The sequence below is a fragment of the Serratia sp. 2C06 genome, assembly GCF_050037615.1.
Classification (GTDB): Bacteria; Pseudomonadota; Gammaproteobacteria; order Enterobacterales; family Enterobacteriaceae; genus Serratia; species Serratia ureilytica.
On sequence record NZ_CP188299.1, the window covers coordinates 452,309 to 473,744 of the forward strand.

Annotated in this window: 18 protein-coding genes and 1 other RNA gene; 12 read left to right on the forward strand and 7 right to left on the reverse strand. The window is 60.4% G+C overall.

Annotated features, from left to right (window positions below; genetic code table 11):
• The first annotated feature begins 25 nt into the window (after positions 1 to 25).
• The 5 genes from ACP3TA_RS02525 (at position 26) to ACP3TA_RS02545 (ending at position 2,768) form a co-directional block, all read left to right on the forward strand.
• Positions 26 to 331, forward strand: coding sequence for a DUF883 family protein (locus tag ACP3TA_RS02525; RefSeq protein ID WP_004937125.1), 306 nt, complete (start codon positions 26 to 28; stop codon positions 329 to 331).
• 2 nt (positions 332 to 333) lie between these two features.
• Entirely contained in the window at positions 334 to 735 is a 402-nt protein-coding gene (locus ACP3TA_RS02530; RefSeq protein WP_015379160.1) for a phage holin family protein, read from the forward strand.
• Positions 732 to 1,019 carry a YqjK-like family protein gene (locus ACP3TA_RS02535; RefSeq protein WP_033644520.1) on the forward strand — a complete coding sequence of 96 codons (288 nt, stop codon included), beginning with the start codon at positions 732 to 734 and terminating at the stop codon, positions 1,017 to 1,019. Before ACP3TA_RS02530 ends, ACP3TA_RS02535 begins: the two co-directional genes overlap by 4 nt.
• A gap of 295 nt (positions 1,020 to 1,314) precedes the next feature.
• Positions 1,315 to 1,710: a DoxX family protein gene (locus ACP3TA_RS02540; RefSeq protein ID WP_033644519.1), complete on the forward strand. Its 396-nt coding sequence runs from the start codon at positions 1,315 to 1,317 to the stop codon at positions 1,708 to 1,710.
• Between the two features lie 71 nt (positions 1,711 to 1,781).
• A complete protein-coding gene (locus tag ACP3TA_RS02545; protein WP_033651262.1) occupies positions 1,782 to 2,768 on the forward strand; it encodes a glutathione S-transferase family protein in 987 nt (328 codons plus the stop codon).
• Positions 2,769 to 2,819: 51 nt separating this feature from the next.
• Here ACP3TA_RS02545 and ACP3TA_RS02550 read toward each other — a convergent pair whose 3' ends face one another.
• The gene (locus ACP3TA_RS02550; protein WP_025304355.1) at positions 2,820 to 3,716 is read right to left on the reverse strand and encodes a LysR family transcriptional regulator; all 897 of its coding nucleotides are present in this window, start codon (positions 3,714 to 3,716) and stop codon (positions 2,820 to 2,822) included.
• A 107-nt stretch (positions 3,717 to 3,823) separates the two neighbouring features.
• Here ACP3TA_RS02550 and ACP3TA_RS02555 point away from each other — a divergent pair, with 107 nt between their 5' ends.
• Positions 3,824 to 4,525, forward strand: coding sequence for a pirin family protein (locus ACP3TA_RS02555; protein ID WP_033651261.1), 702 nt, complete (start codon positions 3,824 to 3,826; stop codon positions 4,523 to 4,525).
• A gap of 57 nt (positions 4,526 to 4,582) precedes the next feature.
• Here the strand turns inward: ACP3TA_RS02555 and rnpB are convergent.
• Positions 4,583 to 4,960, reverse strand: an RNA gene (gene rnpB / locus ACP3TA_RS02560) — RNase P RNA component class A.
• A gap of 41 nt (positions 4,961 to 5,001) precedes the next feature.
• Positions 5,002 to 5,865 (reverse strand): 16S rRNA (cytidine(1402)-2'-O)-methyltransferase, encoded by an 864-nt coding sequence (rsmI, locus tag ACP3TA_RS02565; protein WP_004937108.1) that lies wholly within the window; start codon positions 5,863 to 5,865, stop codon positions 5,002 to 5,004.
• A 62-nt stretch (positions 5,866 to 5,927) separates the two neighbouring features.
• Between rsmI and ACP3TA_RS02570 the strand changes: the two genes are divergently transcribed.
• The 5 genes from ACP3TA_RS02570 to ACP3TA_RS02590 all read left to right on the forward strand — a co-directional run bounded on the left by ACP3TA_RS02570 (position 5,928) and on the right by ACP3TA_RS02590 (position 11,223).
• The gene (locus ACP3TA_RS02570; protein WP_426784494.1) at positions 5,928 to 7,967 is read left to right on the forward strand and encodes a penicillin-binding protein activator; all 2,040 of its coding nucleotides are present in this window, start codon (positions 5,928 to 5,930) and stop codon (positions 7,965 to 7,967) included.
• Positions 7,964 to 8,317: a YraN family protein gene (locus ACP3TA_RS02575; RefSeq protein ID WP_089192279.1), complete on the forward strand. Its 354-nt coding sequence runs from the start codon at positions 7,964 to 7,966 to the stop codon at positions 8,315 to 8,317. Before ACP3TA_RS02570 ends, ACP3TA_RS02575 begins: the two co-directional genes overlap by 4 nt.
• A 51-nt stretch (positions 8,318 to 8,368) precedes the next feature.
• Positions 8,369 to 8,959 carry a DnaA initiator-associating protein DiaA gene (gene diaA, locus ACP3TA_RS02580; RefSeq protein ID WP_004937103.1) on the forward strand — a complete coding sequence of 197 codons (591 nt, stop codon included), beginning with the start codon at positions 8,369 to 8,371 and terminating at the stop codon, positions 8,957 to 8,959.
• 9 nt (positions 8,960 to 8,968) lie between these two features.
• Positions 8,969 to 9,544, forward strand: coding sequence for a division/outer membrane stress-associated lipid-binding lipoprotein (dolP, locus tag ACP3TA_RS02585; protein WP_021505102.1), 576 nt, complete (start codon positions 8,969 to 8,971; stop codon positions 9,542 to 9,544).
• Positions 9,545 to 9,660: 116 nt separating this feature from the next.
• Positions 9,661 to 11,223, forward strand: coding sequence for a S10 family peptidase (locus ACP3TA_RS02590; RefSeq protein WP_123061985.1), 1,563 nt, complete (start codon positions 9,661 to 9,663; stop codon positions 11,221 to 11,223).
• Positions 11,224 to 11,280: 57 nt separating this feature from the next.
• On the opposite strand, the gene mtgA is transcribed toward ACP3TA_RS02590, so the two are convergent.
• From mtgA to ACP3TA_RS02610, 4 genes are all read right to left on the reverse strand, one after another.
• Positions 11,281 to 12,012 (reverse strand): monofunctional biosynthetic peptidoglycan transglycosylase, encoded by a 732-nt coding sequence (gene mtgA / locus ACP3TA_RS02595; RefSeq protein ID WP_123061986.1) that lies wholly within the window; start codon positions 12,010 to 12,012, stop codon positions 11,281 to 11,283.
• Positions 12,009 to 12,662, reverse strand: a complete 654-nt coding sequence (gene elbB, locus ACP3TA_RS02600; RefSeq protein ID WP_089197491.1) for an isoprenoid biosynthesis glyoxalase ElbB — start codon at positions 12,660 to 12,662, stop codon at positions 12,009 to 12,011. The genes mtgA and elbB overlap by 4 nt, the downstream gene beginning before the upstream one ends.
• A gap of 237 nt (positions 12,663 to 12,899) precedes the next feature.
• Positions 12,900 to 15,239: an aerobic respiration two-component sensor histidine kinase ArcB gene (arcB, locus tag ACP3TA_RS02605; protein WP_033644509.1), complete on the reverse strand. Its 2,340-nt coding sequence runs from the start codon at positions 15,237 to 15,239 to the stop codon at positions 12,900 to 12,902.
• A 92-nt stretch (positions 15,240 to 15,331) separates the two neighbouring features.
• A complete protein-coding gene (locus tag ACP3TA_RS02610; protein ID WP_123061987.1) occupies positions 15,332 to 16,270 on the reverse strand; it encodes a TIGR01212 family radical SAM protein in 939 nt (312 codons plus the stop codon).
• A gap of 691 nt (positions 16,271 to 16,961) precedes the next feature.
• Here ACP3TA_RS02610 and gltB point away from each other — a divergent pair.
• Positions 16,962 to 21,422 (forward strand): glutamate synthase large subunit, encoded by a 4,461-nt coding sequence (gene gltB, locus ACP3TA_RS02615; protein WP_089195220.1) that lies wholly within the window; start codon positions 16,962 to 16,964, stop codon positions 21,420 to 21,422.
• Positions 21,423 to 21,436: the final 14 nt, after the last annotated feature.

Below are 21,436 nucleotides of genomic sequence, written 5' to 3' on the forward strand. Positions count from 1 at the left end.
GAAATAAACGTTAAGGAATAATCACATGGCACATGATTCAAATGCAGAAAACTTACGCGCTGAACTGAAGTCCTTAGCCGATACGCTGGAGGAAGTGCTGAACTCCTCCACCGACAAGCCGAAAGCCGAGCTGGAGAAGCTGCGATCGAAGGCGGAAGGCGCGCTGAAAGAGACTCGCGCTCGCCTGAGCGACGCCGGTGACAAGCTGGCTTCGCAAACCAAACAGATCGCCGGCCAGGCCGACGACTATGTGCGCGACAACCCATGGACCGGCATCGGTATCGGCGCGGCGGTCGGCGTGGTGTTGGGCGTGCTGCTCGCGCGTCGTTAATCATGGCTGAACAACCGCAAGTGCGCGCACAGGGCCCCGCTAAAGGGGTCCTGGATATCGGTCAGCGCATCATCACGATCCTGGTCGGCATGGTGGAAACCCGTGTCCGGCTGGCGGTAGTCGAGCTGGAAGAGGAGAAAGCCAACCTCATTCAGCTGCTGATCATGGCCGGCATGACGCTGCTGTTCACCGCCTTCGGTTTGATGAGCCTGCTGATCCTGATCTTCTGGGCCATCGATCCGGTCTACCGGCTGGTGGCGCTGGGCGCAACAACCGGCGTGCTGCTGTTCCTGGCCGTGGTCGGCACCATCTGGACGCTGGTCAAGGCCCGTCGCACCACGCTGCTGGGCGCCACGCGCAAGCAACTGGAGCTCGATCGCGCCGAACTGGAGCGAGAGCCATGAGCCGCCGCCGCTATCTGGAATGGAAAAAAGAGAGGCTGATTCGGCAGATCCAGCAACAGCGTCTGGATCTGGCCGAAAACAAGTCCCTGTGGCTGGAAAAGACCGAACGCATCGACCGCGGCTGGCAAACGGTGTTTGGCCTGCGCCGCTATCTGGTGCTCGGTTCCAGCGTCATGGCGCTGTACGGCATCCGCCATCCCAGCAAGATGATCCGCTGGTCGCGTCGCGCTTTCGGCGCCTGGAGTGCTATCCGTCTGTTTAAAAAGACGTTTTCCGCCAAGTAAGCCGCTTGGTCTTTCCTTCAAACCTCCTGTTGCTCTGCCCGCATTTTCTCCCTTGATACAACGCGTCCAACCCCAGGGCCGGGCAACCTGCTGATCGGCGGCATTTTATTAGCACGCTAAAGATTCAGATTTTTTGAAAAATTACGACAGTTTTACTTGCTAACAACCTGAGCACTTCCCGCTTAACATTCACTCCATCAATACGATACGAGCCGGACAGGGCGAATGTCCTGATATACCGCTCGTTGACATGGCTTCCGCCGAACAGGCATACAAAAACACTTTGGAGTAGATGATGAAAAAATTAGAAGATACAGGTTTGTTGGTTGCTCGTATTCTGATGCCAATCCTGTTTATCGTGGCAGGCTACGGCAAAATGGGTGACGCCTACGCCGGTACCCAACAGTACATGCAATCGATGGGCGTGCCTGGCTTCTTGCTGCCGCTGACCATCCTGCTGGAATTTGGCGGCGGTCTGGCGATCCTGTTCGGTTTCCTGACCCGCACCGTGGCGCTGTTCACCGCCGGTTTCACCATCCTGACCGCGCTGCTGTTCCACACTGATTTTGCGAACGAAGTAAACCAGCTGATGTTCATGAAAAACCTGACCATCGCCGGCGGCTTCATCGTGTTGGCGGTCGCAGGCCCGGGCGGCTTCAGCATCGACCGTCTTCTGAACAAGAAATGGTAATCTAAACTGTCATTCAGGGCCCGGCATGCCGGGCCTTGTCGTTTTTTAACTCGGACACCAAGGAGATTCCCATGGGACAACTCGTCGATGGCGTTTGGCAAGACATCTGGTATGACACCAAATCTACCGGCGGCCGTTTCAAACGTTCAACCGCTCAGTTTCGCAATTGGGTGACCGCCGACGGTCAGCCGGGCGAACACGGCGTGGGCGGCTTCCAGGCCGAAGCGGGCCGTTATCACCTTTATGTTTCTCTCGCCTGCCCCTGGGCGCATCGCACGCTGCTGATGCGCAAACTGAAAGGGCTGGAGCAGATCATTCCGGTCTCGGTGGTGCACCCGCTGATGCTGGAAAACGGCTGGACCTTCGGCCAGGATTTTCCTGAAACCACCGGCGATCCGCTGTATCACGCCGACTTCCTGTACCAGATCTACCTGCGGGCCGATCCGCACTACAGCGGGCGCGTGACCGTACCGGTGCTGTGGGATAAACAGCGGCAAACCATCGTCAGCAACGAGTCCGCCGACATCATCCGCATGTTCAACAGCGCGTTTGACGGCGTCGGCGCTCGGGCAGGCGACTACTACCCGACCGCGCTGCGCGGCAAGATCGATGAGCTTAACGGTTGGATTTACGATCAAGTGAACAACGGCGTGTACAAGGCCGGTTTTGCCACCAGCCAGGAAGCCTATGACGAAGCGGTCAACGGGGTATTCAACGCGCTGGAACGCCTGGAGCAGATCCTGGGGCAGCATCGTTACCTGACCGGCGATCGGCTGACCGAAGCCGACCTGCGTCTGTGGACCACGCTGGTGCGTTTCGATCCGGTGTACGTCACCCACTTCAAGTGCGACAAACACCGCATCAGCGACTACCTCAATCTGTACGGCTTCCTGCGCGACATCTACCAGATGCCGGGCATCGCCGAGACGGTCAGCCTGCCGCACATTCGCAACCACTACTATCGCAGCCACGCCACCATCAACCCGCACGGCATCATTTCCATCGGGCCGGCGCAGGATCTGGACGAGCCACACGGCCGCGACCAGCGCTTCGGTTAAGGCGAAAAAAATCCCCTTGCCGCCCGGCAAGGGGATCTCATCCAACCGACGTTAACGCTGCGCGAACAGGCGCGGAATCTCACGCAGGAACCAGGCTTTCGCCTCCCCCATACTGTCACGCCGCCAGGCCATGATGATGTCGGCTTCGCGGCTGTATTCCGGCCCGACCACGCGCAGCCGCCCGGCTTCGATATCTTTCTCCACCATCGGATACGGCATGGTCGCCACCCCCAACCCGGCCAGCAGCGCCAGACGTTTGTCTTCAATGGTGCTCACCGTCAGGCGCTGTTGCTTGTCCAGCAGCTGTACGGTCAATACCGGGCGCTCACGGGCGGTGTCGGCCACCGCAATGCCGCGGTACTTCACGCGGGTCACTTCGGAAAGCGGCTCCGGCTCCAGGTGGATCGGGTGATCCGGCGCGGCGACATAAACGCTCATCACCTTATACAGTTTGCGGGTGTTGATCTCCGACGACGCGCGGAAATGCATGTCCGGCGCGATCACGATGTCGGCGCGCCCCTGCTCCAGCCGCTCCCAGGCGCCCGCCAGCACCTCGGTGAAAATGGACACCTGGGTGTTGGCCTTCAGCGCCAGCTTGTCAACCAGCGGGAACAGCAGGCTCGGCGGCGACAGCGCTTCACTGACGATAGTCAGGTGAGTTTCCCAACCGCGCGCCAACGCTTCGGCGTCGGTGGTCAGCTTATCGGCCGCCTCCAGCAGCACCCGACCGCGTTCCAGCAACATGCGCCCCACGTTGGTGAACTTGGTGCGGTGGCCCGAACGGTCGAACAGCACCACGTCCAATTCTTCTTCCAATTTTTGCATGGTGTAGCTGAGTGCCGACGGCACCCGGCCCAATTCGTCGGCGGCCGCGGCGAAGCTGCCGCGCCGGTCGATTGCATCCATCACCCTTAGTGCCTCAAGCGTGAGCGCCCGATCTCTGGCCATCGCATCCCTCTGTCAGGAAATTTGAATATGCCGACCAGATTAACTGGCTAACAATCCGACGTCCAGATGCTTACCATTTGGATAATGAATTTAGAGAGCCGATTGCCATGATTACATGCAGAACAGCACAACAATGCGGGCAAGCTGACTTTGGTTGGCTGCAGGCTCGCTACACCTTTTCCTTTGGTCACTACTTCGATCCCAAACTGATGGGCTACGCGTCGCTGCGGGTACTGAATCAGGAGGTGCTGGCGCCGGGCGCGTCGTTCCAGCCGCGCACCTATCCCAACGTGGATATCCTGAACCTGATCCTGCAGGGCGAGGCGGAATACCGCGACAGCGACGGCAACACCACGCGCGTTAAAGCCGGCGAAGCGTTGCTGTTGGCCACCCACCCGGGCCTGAGCTACAGCGAGCAGAACGTCAGCAGTGATACGCCGCTCACCCGCCTGCAGCTGTGGCTGGACGCCTGCCCGGAACGCAGCAACGAACGGGTGCAGCGCCTGGCGCTGCCGGCGGCGGGCAGCCTGCTGTTGGCTTCGCCGGACGGCGCGCAGGGCAGCCTGCAGCTGCGTCAACAGGTCTGGATCCATCATCTCGATCTGCAGCCGGGCGAAGAACAAACGCTGACGATTAACGGGCCGCGCGCTTATCTGCAGTCGATACACGGCACCATCGCCGCCACCGGCGAGCGCCACGAGGAACAACGCCTGACCTGCGGCGACGGCGCCTTCGTGCGCGAGGAGAATCGCCTGACGATCCGCGCCGAGACGCCGCTGCGCGCGCTGCTGATTGATCTGCCGGTGTAAGCCGGCCGGAAAACGAAAAACCCCGCGCAACTGACGTTGCGCGGGGTTTTCTTTTGTCGAGGGAGTTGACCGGTAAGCCGGGTTCTGTCGTGGACAGTCATTCCTCTAGGCCAGCAATCGCTCACTGGCTCAAGCAGCCTACCCGGGTTCAGTACGGGCCGTACCATGTGAACCCCTATTTGGCCTTGCTCCGGGTGGAGTTTACCGTGCCACGAACTGTTGCCAGCCGCGCGGTGCGCTCTTACCGCACCCTTTCACCCTTACCTGATCCCGCTTGCGCGGGCCATCGGCGGTTTGCTCTCTGTTGCACTAGTCGTAGGCTTGCGCCTCCCAGGCGTTACCTGGCACCCTGCCCTATGGAGCCCGGACTTTCCTCCCCTCCATCTGTCTCCCCGAAGAGGACGGCAATGAAGCGGCGACTGTCTGGTCAACTCCGGCGCGGATAGTAGCGTCGCGGCGGCGGCAGGTCAACCGCTTTACGGCTGTTGTTGCTCCAGCGCGTGCTTATACAGCGCATTTTTCTTCACGCCGTGGATTTCCGCCGCCAGCGCCGCCGCCTTTTTCAACGGCAACTCTTTTTGCAGCAGCGCCAGCGTGCGCAGCGCCTCAAGCGGCAGCGCATCCTCCTGCGCCTTGTGGCCTTCGACGATCAGCACCATTTCGCCGCGGCGGCGCACTTCATCTTCCTGCACCCACGCCAGCAGCTCACCCACCGGCGCGCCGTGGATGGATTCCCAGGTTTTGGTCAGCTCACGCGCCAGCACGACATAACGCTGCGGGCCCCAAACGGTGACCATGTCCTGCAGACTTTCCAACAGGCGGTGAGTGGATTCGTAGAAAATCAGCGTGCGCGGTTCCTCCGCCAGCGCCATCAGCGTATCCTTGCGCCCCTTGGTTTTCGCCGGCAGAAAACCTTCGTAGCAGAAACGGTCGGAAGCGACGCCCGCAGCGCACAGCGCGGTAGTGGCGGCGCAGGCGCCCGGCAGCGGCACCACGCGAATGCCGGCCTCGCGGCAGCGGCGCACCAGGTGATAGCCGGGATCGTTGATCAGCGGCGTGCCGGCGTCGGAAACCAGCGCGATGCTCTGGCCTTCCTGCAGTTTCGCCAGCAGCTGATCGGCCTTTTGCTGTTCGTTGTGATCGTGCAGCGCGAACAGACGCGCGTTGATCGCGAAGTGTTGCAGCAGCAATCCGGTATGGCGCGTGTCTTCCGCCGCGATCAGATCAACGCTTTTCAGTACCTCTAACGCGCGGTGGGTAATATCGCCCAGATTGCCGATTGGGGTGGGCACCACATACAGCGTTGATGCAGAAATGACTGATTGTTGGTGTTGATTCATTGTTTCATCCGGGTTGCCGATTTAATATTGAGCATCTTGAAAAAAACATCACTGGATACAGTATGCTTTCCTCAACATTCGTTCGTACCAAAGCAGGGCGTTCCAAGCCTGTCCGACTTACCGCAGTCATCGCGGCCGCCCTTTTCCTGGCAGGCTGTCCGAGTCGGGCCCCGCAAACGCCGCCCGCCAATATACAGGACGAAGCGAGCGCCAGCTCCGATTACTACCTGCAGCAGTTGCAGCAAAGCAGCGATGATAACAAGGCTGACTGGCAATTACTTGCTATTCGCGCCTTGCTGCGTGAAGGAAAACTGCCGCAGGCCGGCGACCAGTTGAATCAGCTGCCGAAAAACCTCAGCGGCGCACAGCAGACCGAACGCCAGTTGCTGACCGCCGAACTGCAGATCGCCAACAAGAGCTACGTCAGCGCCCGCAGCACGCTGGGCCACCTGGACAGCGGTGCGCTGTCGCCGAATCAAAAGGTGCGCTACTACCAGGCGCAGATCGCCGCCAACCAGGGCAAAGCATCGCTGCCGCTGATCCGCGCCTATATCGCTCAGGAGCCGTTGCTGACCGGCAAGGCGCACCAGGACAATCTGGATCAAACCTGGCAGGCCCTGCTGCAGCTGACGCCGCAGGAGATGAACAGCCTGCTGATCAACGCCGACGAGAACGTGCTGCAAGGCTGGCTGGATCTGCTGCGTGTCTATCAGGACAACAAGCAGGATCCCGATCTGCTGAAGGCCGGCATCAAAGACTGGCAGAACCGTTATCCGAAGAACCCGGCGGCCAAAACGCTGCCGGCTCGCCTGAATCAGGTGCTGAACTTCACCCAGGCCTCCACCTCGAAAATCGCCCTGCTGCTGCCGTTGAACGGCCAGGCGAAAGTGTTCGCCGACGCCATCCAGCAAGGGTTCGAAGCGGCGAAAAACGGCGGTTCCATGCCGGCGCCGCAGCCTCAAGCCGCGCAACCGGCCGGCGCGCCGGCCCAAACGGCGCCGGCCGATCAGGCCGCTGCCGGTGACATCAACGCCAACGGCGCGGTCAGCCCTTCGGCGCAAGAGAGCCAGCCGGCCGTGACCGCCGCGCAACCCGCTGCGCCGTCCAGCGCGCCGATAACGCCGCTGCAGGCCGCTAATGCGCAGGTCAAAGTGTACGACACCACCAGCCAGCCGCTGGCCGCCTTGCTGAGCCAGGCGCAGCAGGATGGCGCCACTCTGGTGGTCGGGCCGCTGCTGAAAGAGAACGTCGATCAGTTGTCCGCCAGCACCACCACGCTGAACGTGCTGGCGCTCAACCAGCCCGAAACGCCGAAAGACAACCTGAACATCTGTTACTTCGCCCTGTCGCCGGAAGATGAAGCGCGCGACGCCGCCCGCCACATCTGGGAACAACAGAAACGTCAACCGCTGCTGCTGGTGCCGCGCGGCGCCTTCGGCGATCGCGTCGCCAAGGCCTTTAACCAGGAATGGCAGAAGCAAGGCGGGCAAACCGTGCTGCGTCAGGACATCGGCTCCGCCGGTGAACTGCGCCAGATGGTGAACAGCGGCGGCATCCGCATGACCGGCACGCCGATGTCGAGCGCCCCGGCGCCGCAGAGCGTGACCATCGCCGGGCTGACCATTCCGGCGCCGCCGAGCGACGTGCCCGCCGCTACCGGCGGCAGCGTCGACGCGGTGTATATCGTCGCTACCCAGTCCCAACTGACGCTGATCAAACCGATGATCGACATGGCCACCAGCTCGCGCGGCAAACCGGCGATGTACGCCAGCTCGCGCAGCTACCAGGCCGGCGCCGGCCCGGACTTCCGTCTGGAAATGGAAGGTCTGCAGTTCAGCGACATCCCGCTGCTGGCCGGCTCAAACCCTCAGCTGTTGCAGCAGGCCAGCGCGCGTTTCCGCAACGATTACTCGCTGGTGCGCCTGTATGCGATGGGGATGGATGCCTGGACATTGGCCAACCACTTTGCTGAAATGCGCCAACTGCCGGGCTTCCAGGTTTCCGGCACCACCGGCACGCTGAGCGCGTCGCCGAACTGCGTGATCAACCGCAAGCTGCCTTGGCTGCAATATCGTCAGGGTACGGTCGTGCCGGTCTCTTGAACCCACGCGCCGCCGGGGCGGGCTATGAGTTACTGGCCCGCCGTCATCTGGAACGCGCCGGGCTCACCTTCTGCGCCGCCAACGTTGCGGTGCGCGGCGGCGAGCTCGACCTCATCATGCGCGACGGCGCCACCTGGGTGTTCGTCGAAGTGCGCTACCGCCGCAACGACGCCTTCGGCGGCGCGGCCGCCAGCGTTACCTCTCGCAAACAACAGCGGTTGCTGCACGCCGCCGCCGTCTGGCTGGCGGGGCGCGGCGCCAGTTTTGACACATCATCTTGCCGTTTTGATGTTTTGGCCATTACCGGTAGCCAGTTAGAATGGATACCCAACGCCTTCAATGCGGATTAATTGGGGTTTTGCGGCGCAGACCGGCCCTTTGACTTAGTGGATTAATACAACGTGCTGGATAGAATTAAAGTCTGTTTTACCGAAAGCATCCAAACCCAGATCGCGGCGGCGGAAGCGTTACCTGACGCCATTTCCCGCGCTGCGATGACGCTGGTTCAATCCTTACTCAACGGCAACAAAATCCTGTGCTGCGGCAACGGCACTTCGGCCGCCAACGCACAGCACTTCGCCGCCAGCATGATCAACCGTTTTGAAACCGAGCGCCCCAGCCTGCCTGCCATCGCGCTCAACGCCGACAACGTGGTGCTGACCGCGATCAGCAACGATCGCCTGCACGACGAAGTGTACGCCAAGCAGGTGCGCGCGCTCGGGCACACCGGCGACGTGCTGCTGGCGATTTCCACCCGCGGCAACAGCCGTGATATTGTGAAAGCGGTCGAGGCGGCCGTCACGCGCGATATGACCATCGTCGCGCTCACCGGCTACGACGGCGGCGAGCTGGCCGGATTGCTCGGCCAGCAGGATGTCGAGATCCGCATCCCGTCGCACCGCAGCTCGCGCATTCAGGAAATGCATATGCTGACCGTAAACTGCCTGTGCGACCTGATAGACAATACGTTATTCCCCCACCAGGACGATTAAGGAACTGAGATGAAGCTAAAAGCCACATTTGCAGTGCTGTCCAGCGCCCTGCTGTTGCAAGGCTGTATCGCCGGCGTCGTCGTCGGCAGTGCGGCCGTCGCCACCAAAACCGCCACCGACCCGCGCAGCGTAGGGACCCAGGTGGATGACGGCACGCTGGAAGCCAGGGTAGAAAGCGCCCTGAGCAAAGACCAGCAGTTGAAGAAAGAGGCCCGGGTGGTCGCCACCGCCTATCAGGGCAAGGTGCTGTTGACCGGCCAGTCGCCTAACGCCGATCTCACCGCGCGCGCCAAGCAGATCGCCATGGGCGTGGAAGGCACGACCGAAGTGTATAACGAAATTCGCCAGGGCACGCCTGTCAGCCTGAGCACCGCGTCCTCCGACACCTGGATCACCACCAAAGTGCGTTCGCAGCTGTTGACCAGCGATACGGTGAAATCGTCCAACGTGAAAGTCACCACCGAAAACGGCGAAGTGTTCTTGCTGGGCCTGGTCACTCAGCAGGAAGGACAGTCGGCGGCGCAGATCGCCAGCCAGGTCAGCGGCGTGAAGCACGTCACCACCGCCTTTACCTATGTGAAATGATCCTTCAGGCAAGGGGGCTTCCCCTTGCCGATTTTCTGTACGCTTCCCGCTGTTTTACCCTGGTTTAATGAGCCGCGTTTAAAGTAATCTCTCACTTCATTACGGATAAAATTCAAATGGACAGAATTTTAATCGGTTTTCTCACTGCCGTTTCTTTATTCACCGCCGGAGTTTCCGCCGCCAATCCCACTCAGGATACGCCCCGCGCCGAACATGCCCCGCCCCCGATGACCGGTCAAACCGTTGCTACTCAAGGCGCGATCACGGTCGACCAGGTAAAAATCAATTATCAGGCGCAAACCGGGGTGCTGGAATTGAGTAAAGAGGATCCGGAAGATCCCGTGACCGGCATGTTCTATGTTGCGTATTTCAAAAAGAATGAGAATAAGAACGAAAGCAGGCCGATTACCTTTATCTACAACGGCGGGCCGGGCTCCGCCTCGCTGTGGCTGCATATGGGGGCGCTGGGGCCTAAACGGGTTATCGCTACTCAGCCAGAGAAAACACAGCTGGCGCCTTACCAACTCACCGATAACCAATACAGTCTGCTCAACGTCAGCGATCTGGTGTTTATCGATGCCCCCGGAACGGGTTACAGCCGCTTTTCCAGCAGTGCCGCCAGCCAGCCGGAGAGAGCGCAGCAAAAAGCACAGAGTGCCAGCAACGTCTATGGCGTCAACGGTGATGCTCAGGCTTTTTCTCAATTTATCGTTCAGTTTTTAACGCATTACCAACGCTGGAACTCACCTAAATATTTATTGGGTGAAAGCTACGGCACTACCCGCTCGGTGGTATTGGCCGAGACGCTAAAAAATCAGAATATCGATCTTAACGGTATTATCCTGATGTCGCAGTTTCTGAACTACGACAATAACGTCGACGATCCCAATCAAAACCCCGGCGTCGATCAACCTTACTATCTGGCGCTCCCAACCTACGCAGCCAGCGCATGGTACCACCAGCGGCTGCCGGGCAAACACCAGAGCCTGAAAACCCTGTTAGACCAGGCCGAGCAGTTTGCGCTGGAGACTTATGCCCCAGCCTTGCTGCAAGGTGCCAATCTGCCTGAAAAAGATCGCCAAACGCTCGCCGAGCAGCTTTACCAATTTACCGGCATTCCGGCCGATTATTGGCTCAATGCCAATTTGCGCCTGAGTGGACCGGTCTTCGCCAAGCAACTGTTGCGCAGCCAAGACGAGACCATTGGCAGAATCGATACCCGCTATCGTGGGCCGTCGCTGGATAATATCGCTGAAACGTCCAACTACGATCCCAACGTCAGTGCAATTACTTCCGCCTACGTCGCGCAATTCCACGATTATCTTGGCAAAACGCTGCATTTTAGCGCCGACCAAAACTATCGCGCATTTTCCAATGAGGTCTATGACTGGAACATGTCCAGCAACAGCCGGGACAGATCATTTAACGTGTTGCCGAACCTGTCGCGAGTGATGAAAATGACTCCGACAATGAGAGTGATGGTGATTGGCGGGGTTTACGACCTGGCCACCCCTTACTTCGTCGCCAAATATGAGATGAGCCATCTGCCCGTGTCGCCCAAATTACGCGACAATATCCGTTTCTATTGGTATGACACCGGGCATATGCCGTACGTGGATGAACTATCGCTTAAAAAGATGCACGCGGATTTAACTGCATTTATCAGCGAAAAGCCCTGATGCGGCATTAGCCACCGAAGAGAGGGATACCTTGCCCGAAAGCAGGGTATCGCTTGGTTAATCCAGCTTGTTCTCTTTCAGGAAACCTTCCCCACCCAACTGGCGCATCTGGCGCATAATCCACTGCTGTCGCTGCGCCACATAACCGGACGGCGCATCGGCCCTGAAGCGGTGCGGATTCGGCAATACCGCCGCCAGCAGCGCCGCTTCGGCCGCGGTCAGGCGCTTGGCCGGCTTATGGAAAAAGCGCTGTGAAGCCTCTTCCACGCCGAACACCCCGTCGCCGAACTCCACGATGTTCAGATACACCGTCAGAATGCGTCGCTTGGTCCACACCAGCTCGATGCCCGACGTCAGCCCAGCCTCCAACCCTTTGCGCAGCCAGCTGCGGCCATCCCACAGAAACAGGTTTTTAGCGGTCTGCTGCGACAGCGTGGACGCGCCGCGGATGCGCGTCGGGCGCTTCTCGTTGTGGCTGAGCGCCTTTTCAATGGCCGCCACATCGAAGCCCCAATGGTCTGGAAACTTCTGATCTTCCGCCGCCATCACCGCCAGCGCCATCTGCGGCGAAATGTCGTCCATCGACACCCAGTCCGAATGAGCGACGTAGCCGAAGTCGCCGCTCAGCCAGGCGCTGATCTGCCGCTCCACCATCACGGCGGAAAACGGCACCGGCAGGAAGGCGAAGACCACAATGCCCAACACCCACAGGCCGATAATCGCGATGACGCCGCGTTTCAGCCAATACCACGGACGCAGCCGCCGCCATCCGCCGACCGATTTGCTCATTCAGCCAGTTCCAGCACCCGCGCCACCAGTTTATCGATGCCGACGGCCGCCTGCGCGATCGACGGCGCCAGCATATAGGCTGGCGTGGTCACGATCTTGTGCTCGCTGTCCACCACGATGTCGTCCACCGGGCAAATCACCGGCTCGCCGCCCATGGCGTCAATCACTTCTCCCAGGTCGGGATCGTTGCCAATGGTCAGCCGCGCTTGTTGATCGAGCAGCTTCGGCAACAGCGCCGGTGCGATGCACATCAGGCCAATTGGTTTGTTGGCCTTATGCATCTCGCGCGTCAGACGCGCCAACGTTTCATCGACCCAACATTCCGCGCCGGCCTCGGCGAAATTGCTGAGATTCTTGGCGGCGCCAAAGCCGCCGGGCACAATCAGCGCATCCAGCTGCGCGGCCTCGGCCAGCGCCAACGGCTGCACTGCGCCGCGGGCAATGCGCGCCGATTCAATCAGGACGTTGCGCGATTCCGCCATCTCCTCACCAGATAAGTGATTAATAACATGGCGTTGCGGTTTATCAGGCGCAAAACACACCGCCTGCGCGCCGGCACGGTCCAGCGCCAGCAGCGTCAGCACCGCTTCGTGGATCTCCGTACCGTCATAAACGCCGCTGCCGCTGAGGACTACACCCACCTTTTTCATCACTCTTCCTCCTGTCGCTGCTGTCAACTGGTTCGTGCTCGGAGTTGACAAACACTAATCTACATCACACATTTTAATGAATCTTCTAACAAGAGCGCTTACATTTGCTATGTTGTTGGCTGTATGATGTTTAGGAATTCGCTACAACCTGCTCGACCAGAACACTGAAACCAATACGCAGGTTCACAATTTCCCTGGTGTTGGCGCAATATTCGCGCACCCCGGCTCACGTCGGGGTCATTTTTTTTCAGCGTTCTCTACCCAAGCCCGCAGTACCTGCACGTCGTTACGCCACTCTTGCTTCAGCTCATCTACCCAGTCCTGCACGTTATCCCACCAGGCCGGCAGCGTCGGCGTTTGAATCTGTTGCGCCAACTGCTGCAGGTGACGCAGGCCGACCGAACCGGCGGCGCCCTTGATCTTGTGCCCTTCCTCGGTGATGCCTTTCTGATCGCGCGCCGTCATGTTGGAATCCAGCACCGCCAGATAACCCGGCATCATCTGTTCGAACATCTCCAGACTTTGATGGATCAACTGCGGACCAACCAGGTCCATGTACTGCTCCAGCATCGCGGTATCGAGTAACGACTCATTAATCTGCATCGCCTTGTGCTCCGTTTTCTTAGAAGTGTGAGAAGGTTGATGATCCCAATAGTGTTTGATGACCTTGGTCAGCGCCGGCACCGACAGCGGCTTGCTCAGCACATCGTCCATGCCCGCCTCGAGATACTCTTTTTTGTCTTTCAGCACGTTGGCGGTCAGGGCCACCAACGGCGGCAGCGCCTGCCCGGCGTAACGCTCGCGCAGCGCCCGGGCGATATCCAGCCCGGTCATGTCCGGCAGTTGGATGTCCAGCAGCACCAGATCGAACTCGTCCGGATCGAACATCGCCAGCGCGTCGTGGCCGTTCATCGCCACCTCGACGCTGTTGCCCAGCTTCTCCAGCACCGAGCGCGCCACGATCACGTTCAGTTCGATATCTTCCACCAGCAGGATGTGCAGCGCCGGCAACGGCAGCTCCTCTTCCTCCGGCGCCGCGCTGACGGCTTCCTGCACCGCCGGCGCCTTGATGGTCAAAGTGAAGCAAGAACCGTGCCCTTGTTCGCTGCGCACGGTAATGTCGCCGCCCATGCTCTGCGCCAGCCGTTTGGAGACCGCCAGCCCGATGCCGGTGCCGGTGGCCGGACGGCCGCCGCGCTGATCTTTCACCTGATAATACATGGCGAAGATCTTGTCCTGCTCGTCCTGCGGGATGCCCATGCCCGAGTCTTCCACTTCGAACACCAGCTTCTCCTGCGCCTCGCGCCGCACGCGCACCACAATTTGCCCCTGCTGGGTAAATTTCACCGCGTTGCCGATCAGGTTCCACAAGATCTGCCGCAGGCGCGTGCCGTCGGTCACGATCTGCTGCGGCAGCGGCGTCTGCGGCTCCATGATGAACTGCAGCCCTTTCGGCTGCGCCAGCAGGCCCGAGAGATTCTCCAGATCCGCCAGGAATCCGGTGAAGTCCACCGGCTGGTTGTCGAGCTGCACCTTGCGCCGCTCGAGCTTGTCCATTTCGATAATGTCGTTGAAGATATTGCCGAGGGTGATGGCGCTGACGTGAATGGTCTTCAGGTATTTCAGCTGCTCGTCGTTCAGCTCGGTATCAAGCAAAATGCGGCTCAGGCCGACGATGCCGTTAAGCGGCGTACGCAGCTCGTGGCTGATCGTGGAGATAAAGGTGGTCTTCTCCCTGCTGGCGTTCTCCAGCGCGTCCTGGTAGCGCTTACGCTCGGTAATATCGCGGCCGAAGCCCATCAGCCCGTGGCGTTTGCCCACCCGGTCGTAAAACGGGACCTTGCGCAGCTCGAAACAGGCCTTGCGGCCGTCGGGATACACCAGCCACTGTTCGTAGGTCAGCGAAACGTTGTGGCGGAACACCTTCTCGTCGGTCTCAATGACCTTTTCGGCGATCTCCTGGCCGTAGACGTCGAACGGCGTCAGGCCGATCAGCTGTTTCTCGCTTTTGCCGGTCAGCAGTTCCATCGCGCGGTTACAGCCGGAAAACTCTTTATCTTCGTTGCGGTAGTAGACCAAATCCGGCGAGGCATCGAGGAAGGAACGCAGCAGCGCCGATTGCTGGCCCAGCTCAATCTGCGCCTGCTCGCGCTGCTCCATCTCTTCCGTCAGCTTTTCCATCACCTGCAGGCGCTCTTCTTCCGCTTTGATACGGTCGGCGATCTCCTGATTCAGCTGGCTGATATTGTCTTTGAGCTGCTGATTAAGCTCCAGATCGCGGTGGCGCATCTCTTCCAGCTTGTCCACCAGCCGCGCCAGCCGTTGGCGCGACTCTTCCAGCTGTTCCACCACCACCGAGAGAAAGTAGACCGCCCACGGGGTGATCAACAGACCGAAGAAGATTGAACGCACCACGTCGATGCTTTCCACTTCGCCGCGCAGCAGCATGGTCACCGCCATCTGCACCACCATCGCCAGCACCACCAGCGCCGAGGCCAGCAGCAGCGAGAAGCGCACCAACCCCAGTTTCACCATTAAATCAACGTAGTACTGGGCCAACACCCGGATTTGCTTCATAGCGGCTCCCATCAGACACAATCTTTTGAATCATACCGTAAAACCGCAATGAGATAAGGCGGCAAACGCCGAAGTGTGGCAAAGATTGCACTTCAGAGCGGCATTCCGGGGCGGTAGCGCCGCTTTTCATCCAGCGCGCTGCCCTGCCCGCCGTATTGCTGCAGATAAGCACCGACCGCCTGCATGCCGCTCCAGCGGTTTTCGCACCACAGCGGCGCCAGCAGCGTCGGCCGACGGGCGCTGGCGGAAAGACGGTGGTACACCACCTCGCCCGGCGTATGGCGGATCATCTCCCCGGCGCTGGCGGCGTAAGCTTCCAGCGCCAGTTCGGGCAACCGCCCGGCATGCCACGCCCGCGCCAGGGTACTGCCGGTGACGACGTGCAGCGGATGCAGTTTGATGCCATCCACGCCGGTCTCCGTCACCCGCTGCAGCGTGAGCAGATGATCGCGCTGAGTTTCTCCCGGCAGCCCGACGATCAGATGGCAGCACACCTTCAGCCCGCGCTGCCGGGCCAGTCGCGCAGTCTGCTGATAACAGCGAAAATCATGGCCGCGGTTGATGCGCTTCAGCGTTTTCTCGTGCGCCGTCTGCAGCCCCAGCTCCAGCCACACTTCATAGCCTTGCTCGCGGTATCCCGTCAGCAGATCCAGCGCGGCGGGCGGCACGCAGTCCGGCCGGGTGCCGACGCACAGGCCGACCATGGCGCTCTGCGCCAACGCCTGCCGATACATCGACGCCAGCCGCTCGACCTCCGCATAGGTGCTGGTATAGGCCTGGAAATAGGCCAGATAGCGCCGCGCCCGATCGGCCCGCGCGGCCTGCTGCGCCAGCTGTTCGGCAATGCTCTGGCGTTGCATCGCTTCATCGGCGAACGAGGCGACATTGCAGAACGTACAGCCGCCGCGCCCCAACGTGCCGTCGCGGTTAGGGCAGCTGAATCCGCCGTGCAGCGTGAGTTTATGGATCTTTTCGCCATAGCGGCGCTGGAGATCCGCGCCAAACATATTGACTAATTGCGGCAACTGCATAATCTTGGTGGTTCTCTGTGTTCAAAGCCGCGATGCTAATAAGAAACGGTTTTTCCCGCGATGACAGAGATCAACGCTTTCCCCGCAAGGCGTCATCAGGCATAACTATTCATCATAAACGCAAATCAATTCACTCTAATTCTGATGAATTATTCTAATCGTCACGCAACCGTTAACGGCAATATGACAACACGGTGAAAAATAGTCATAAACATCAGCCAAGCAATATCTTATAGAATAAAATTCTGGCATTACCCCCCGCACTAGCATGGTGCAGAGATTAAGGGGTTGCACTATAGTGAGACAGCTCACACTTCTGCAAGGATCGGCGTTGCCCCACGATAGTGCAAAAATGCATTAAATTACTTATTTATCAAATAAATAAACATCATTAATTCGATAAGAATCTATCTTAAGCCCACATTTGACCTGCGAATTCTTTCTCGCTAAGTTGGAAGTCCGCTGGAAGCTTTCTGGACGGGCAAACGTCTCGTCATATTTATGCAGTAATTGAAGACTCCCTCTTAAAACAAGTCCTATACCACTTGTGAGACCGTCACGAGAGGCCATTGATGGAGGGCGGAAAAGCAGATTGGCGGGGTTAACTTGCTGATTGGACTTCTGCCTGAAATTGGGAAGCCCCCTCGCAGTAGGTTGTGAGAGTCACGCAGAGCCTGGGGAGGTTCACGATATGTTGTACGATAAATCCCAAGAGAGGGACAACTGTGGTTTCGGCCTGATCGCCCATATAGAAGGCGAACCTAGCCACAAGGTGGTGCGCACCGCCATTCACGCGCTGGCCCGCATGCAGCACCGCGGCGCGATCCTCGCCGACGGCAAGACCGGCGACGGCTGCGGCCTGTTGCTGCAAAAACCCGATCGTTTCTTCCGCATGGTGGCGGAAGAGCGCGGCTGGCGTTTGGCCAAGAACTACGCCGTCGGCATGATGTTCCTCAGCCAGAATGAAGAGGAAGCGCGCATCAGCCGCCGCATCGTGGAAGAAGAGCTGCAAAACGAAACGCTGTCGATCGTCGGCTGGCGCGAAGTGCCGACCAACCCGGACGTGCTGGGTGAAATCGCCCTCTCCTCCCTGCCGCGCATCGAGCAAATCTTCGTTAACGCCCCGGCCGGCTGGCGCCCGCGTGATATGGAGCGCCGCCTGTTCGTGGCGCGTCGCCGCATCGAGAAACGCGTGGAGGACGACAGTTTTTACGTCTGCAGCTTCTCTAACCTGGTGACGATCTATAAAGGCCTGTGCATGCCTGCGGATCTGCCGCGCTTCTATCTCGATCTGGCGGACCTGCGCCTGGAGTCGGCCATTTGCCTGTTCCACCAGCGCTTCTCCACCAACACCGTGCCGCGCTGGCCGCTGGCGCAGCCGTTCCGCTACCTGGCGCACAACGGCGAAATCAACACCATCACCGGCAACCGCCAGTGGGCGCGCGCCCGTACCTATAAATTCCAAACACCGCTGATCCCGGATCTGCAGGCCGCCGCGCCGTTCGTCAACGAAACCGGCTCCGACTCCAGTTCGCTGGACAACATGCTGGAGCTGCTGCTGGCGGGCGGGATGGATCTCATCCGCGCCATGCGCCTGCTGGTGCCGCCGGCCTGGCAGAACAACCCGGACATGGACGGCGATCTGCGCGCCTTCTTCGACTTCAACTCGATGCACATGGAGCCGTGGGACGGCCCGGCCGGCATCGTGATGTCCGACGGCCGCTACGCCGCCTGTAACCTCGATCGCAACGGCCTGCGCCCGGCGCGCTACGTGATCACCAAAGACAAGCTGATTACCTGCGCCTCCGAAGTCGGCATCTGGGATTACCAGCCGGATGAAGTGGTGGAAAAAGGCCGCGTCGGCCCCGGCGAGCTGATGGTGATCGACACCCGCAGCGGCCGCATCCTGCACTCGGCGGAAACCGATAACGATCTGAAAAGCCGCCACCCGTATAAAGAGTGGATGGAGAAAAACGTCAAACGCCTGGTGCCGTTCGAAGATCTGCCGGACGATCAGGTCGGCAGCCGCGAGCTCGACGACGCGCAGCTCGAAACCTATCAGAAACAGTTCGGCTACAGCAGTGAAGAGCTGGATCAGGTGATCCGCGTGCTGGGCGAAATTGGCCAGGAGGCCACCGGTTCGATGGGCGACGATACCCCGTTCGCCGTGCTCTCCAGCCGGCCGCGCATCGTTTACGACTATTTCCGCCAGCAGTTCGCGCAGGTCACCAATCCGCCGATCGATCCGCTGCGTGAAGCGCACGTCATGTCGCTGGCCACCAGCATCGGCCGCGAAATGAACGTGTTCTGCGAAGCCGAAGGCCAGGCGCACCGCCTGAGCTTCAAATCGCCGATCCTGCTGTACTCCGATTTCAAACAGCTCACCACGCTGGAAGGCGAATACTATCGCGCCGAGACGCTCGATCTGACCTTCGATCCGCAGCAGCAGGATCTGGAGCAGACCATTCGCGCCCTGTGCGACGAAGCGGAACGCAAGGTGCGTGAAGGTGCGGTGCTGTTGGTGCTGTCCGACCGCGCCATCGCGCCCGGCCGCCTGCCGGTGCCTGCTCCGATGGCAGTCGGCGCCGTGCAAACCCGCCTGGTGGAAAAAAGCCTGCGCTGCGACGCCAACCTGATCGTTGAAACCGCCAGCGCCCGCGATCCGCACCACTTCGCCGTACTGCTCGGCTTCGGCGCGACCGCCATCTATCCGTATCTGGCCTATGAAACCCTGGCCAAGCTGGTGGACAGCCAGGCGATCGACAAGAAATACCGCGACGTGATGCTGAACTACCGCAACGGCATCAACAAAGGCCTGTACAAGATCATGTCCAAGATGGGCATTTCGACCATCGCCTCTTACCGCTGCTCCAAGCTGTTCGAAGCGGTCGGCCTGCACCGCGATCTGGCGGATCTGTGCTTCCAGGGCGTGGTCAGCCGCATTGGCGGCGCCAGCTTCAGCGATTTCCAGCAGGATCTGCAGAACCTTTCCAAGCGCGCCTGGCTGAAACGCAAACCGCTGGAGCAAGGCGGCCTGCTGAAATTCGTGCACGGCGGCGAATACCACGCCTACAACCCGGACGTGGTGAACTCGCTGCAAAAAGCGGTACACAGCGGCGAGTACAGCGACTATCAGGCTTACGCCAAGCTGGTGAACGAGCGGCCGGTCGCCATGCTACGCGATCTGCTGGCCATCACGCCGAAAGGCGAACCGATCCCGGTCGATCAGGTCGAACCGGCGGAATCGCTGTTCAAACGCTTCGACACGGCGGCGATGTCGATCGGCGCGCTGAGCCCGGAAGCGCACGAATCACTGGCGATCGCCATGAACGGCCTCGGCGGCTTCTCCAACTCCGGCGAAGGCGGCGAAGATCCGGCGCGCTACCGCACCAACAAGGTGTCGCGCATCAAACAGGTGGCCTCCGGCCGCTTCGGCGTAACACCGGCCTACCTGGTGAACGCCGACGTGATCCAGATTAAGGTGGCGCAAGGCGCCAAGCCGGGCGAAGGCGGCCAGCTGCCGGGCGACAAAGTCACCCCGTACATCGCCAGACTGCGTTACTCGGTGCCGGGCGTGACGCTGATCTCCCCGCCGCCACACCACGACATCTACTCGATCGAAGATCTGGCGCAGCTGATCTTCGATCTGAAGCAGGTCAACCCGAAGGCGGTGATCTCGGTGAAACTGGTGTCCGAGCCGGGCGTCGGCACCATCGCCACCGGCGTGGCGAAAGCCTATGCCGATCTGATCACCATCGCCGGTTACGACGGCGGCACCGGCGCCAGCCCGCTGTCCTCGGTGAAATATGCCGGCTGCCCATGGGAACTGGGCCTGGTGGAAACCCAGCAGGCGCTGGTGGCCAACGGTCTGCGCCACAAGATCCGCCTGCAGGTGGACGGCGGCCTGAAAACCGGCGTGGACATCGTCAAAGCGGCGATCCTGGGCGCGGAAAGCTTCGGCTTCGGCACCGGGCCGATGGTGGCGCTGGGCTGCAAATACCTGCGCATCTGCCACCTCAACAACTGCGCGACCGGCGTCGCGACTCAGGACGACAAGCTGCGCCGCGATCACTACCACGGCCTGCCGGAACGCGTGACGAATTACTTCCAGTTTATCGCGCGTGAAACCCGCGAGATCATGGCGCAACTGGGCGTGAGCCAGTTGGTGGATCTGATCGGCCGCACCGAGTTCCTGACCGAGCTGGACGGCATCTCCGCCAAGCAGAACAAGCTGGATCTGTCGCCGCTGCTGAAAACCGCCACGCCGCATCCGGGCAAAGCGGTGTACTGCACCGAAAGCAGCAACCCGGCGTTCGACAAGGGCCTGCTGAACAAAGAGCTGCTGGCGCAGGCGCAGCCGCATATCGAAGCGAAACAGGGTAAAACCTTCTACTTCGACATTCGCAACACCGACCGCTCCGTGGGCGCCATGCTGTCCGGCGCTATCGCCAACGTGCACGGCGATCAGGGCATGGCGGCCGATCCGATCAAGGCGCACTTCTCCGGCACCGCCGGGCAGAGCTTCGGCGTCTGGAACGCCGGCGGCGTCGAGCTGACCCTGACCGGCGACGCCAACGACTATGTCGGCAAAGGCATGGCCGGCGGCAGCATCGCGGTGCGTCCGCCGATCGGCTCCGCCTTCCGCAGCCATGAAGCCAGCATCGTCGGCAACACCTGCCTGTACGGCGCCACCGGCGGCAAGCTGTTCGCCGCCGGCCGCGCGGGCGAGCGTTTCGCGGTGCGCAACTCCGGCGCCATCACCGTGGTGGAAGGCATCGGCGACAACGGCTGCGAATACATGACCGGCGGCATCGTCTGCGTGCTGGGTAAAACCGGCATCAACTTCGGCGCCGGCATGACCGGCGGCTTCGCCTACGTGCTGGACGAAGACGGCGAGTTCCGCAAGCGCGTGAACCCGGAGCTGGTGGAAGTGCTGGATGTCGATCAGTTGGCGATCCATGAGGAGCATCTGCGCGGCCTGATCACCGAACACGTGCAGGCGACCGGCTCTTCCCGCGCGGAAGAGATCCTGGCCAACTGGCCCGAGTGGGCGCCGAAGTTCGCCCTGGTCAAACCGAAGTCCAGCGATGTCAAAGCGCTGTTGGGTCACCGTAGCCGTTCCGCAGCCGAGCTGCGGGTGCAGGCGCAGTAAGAGGTAGGTCATTA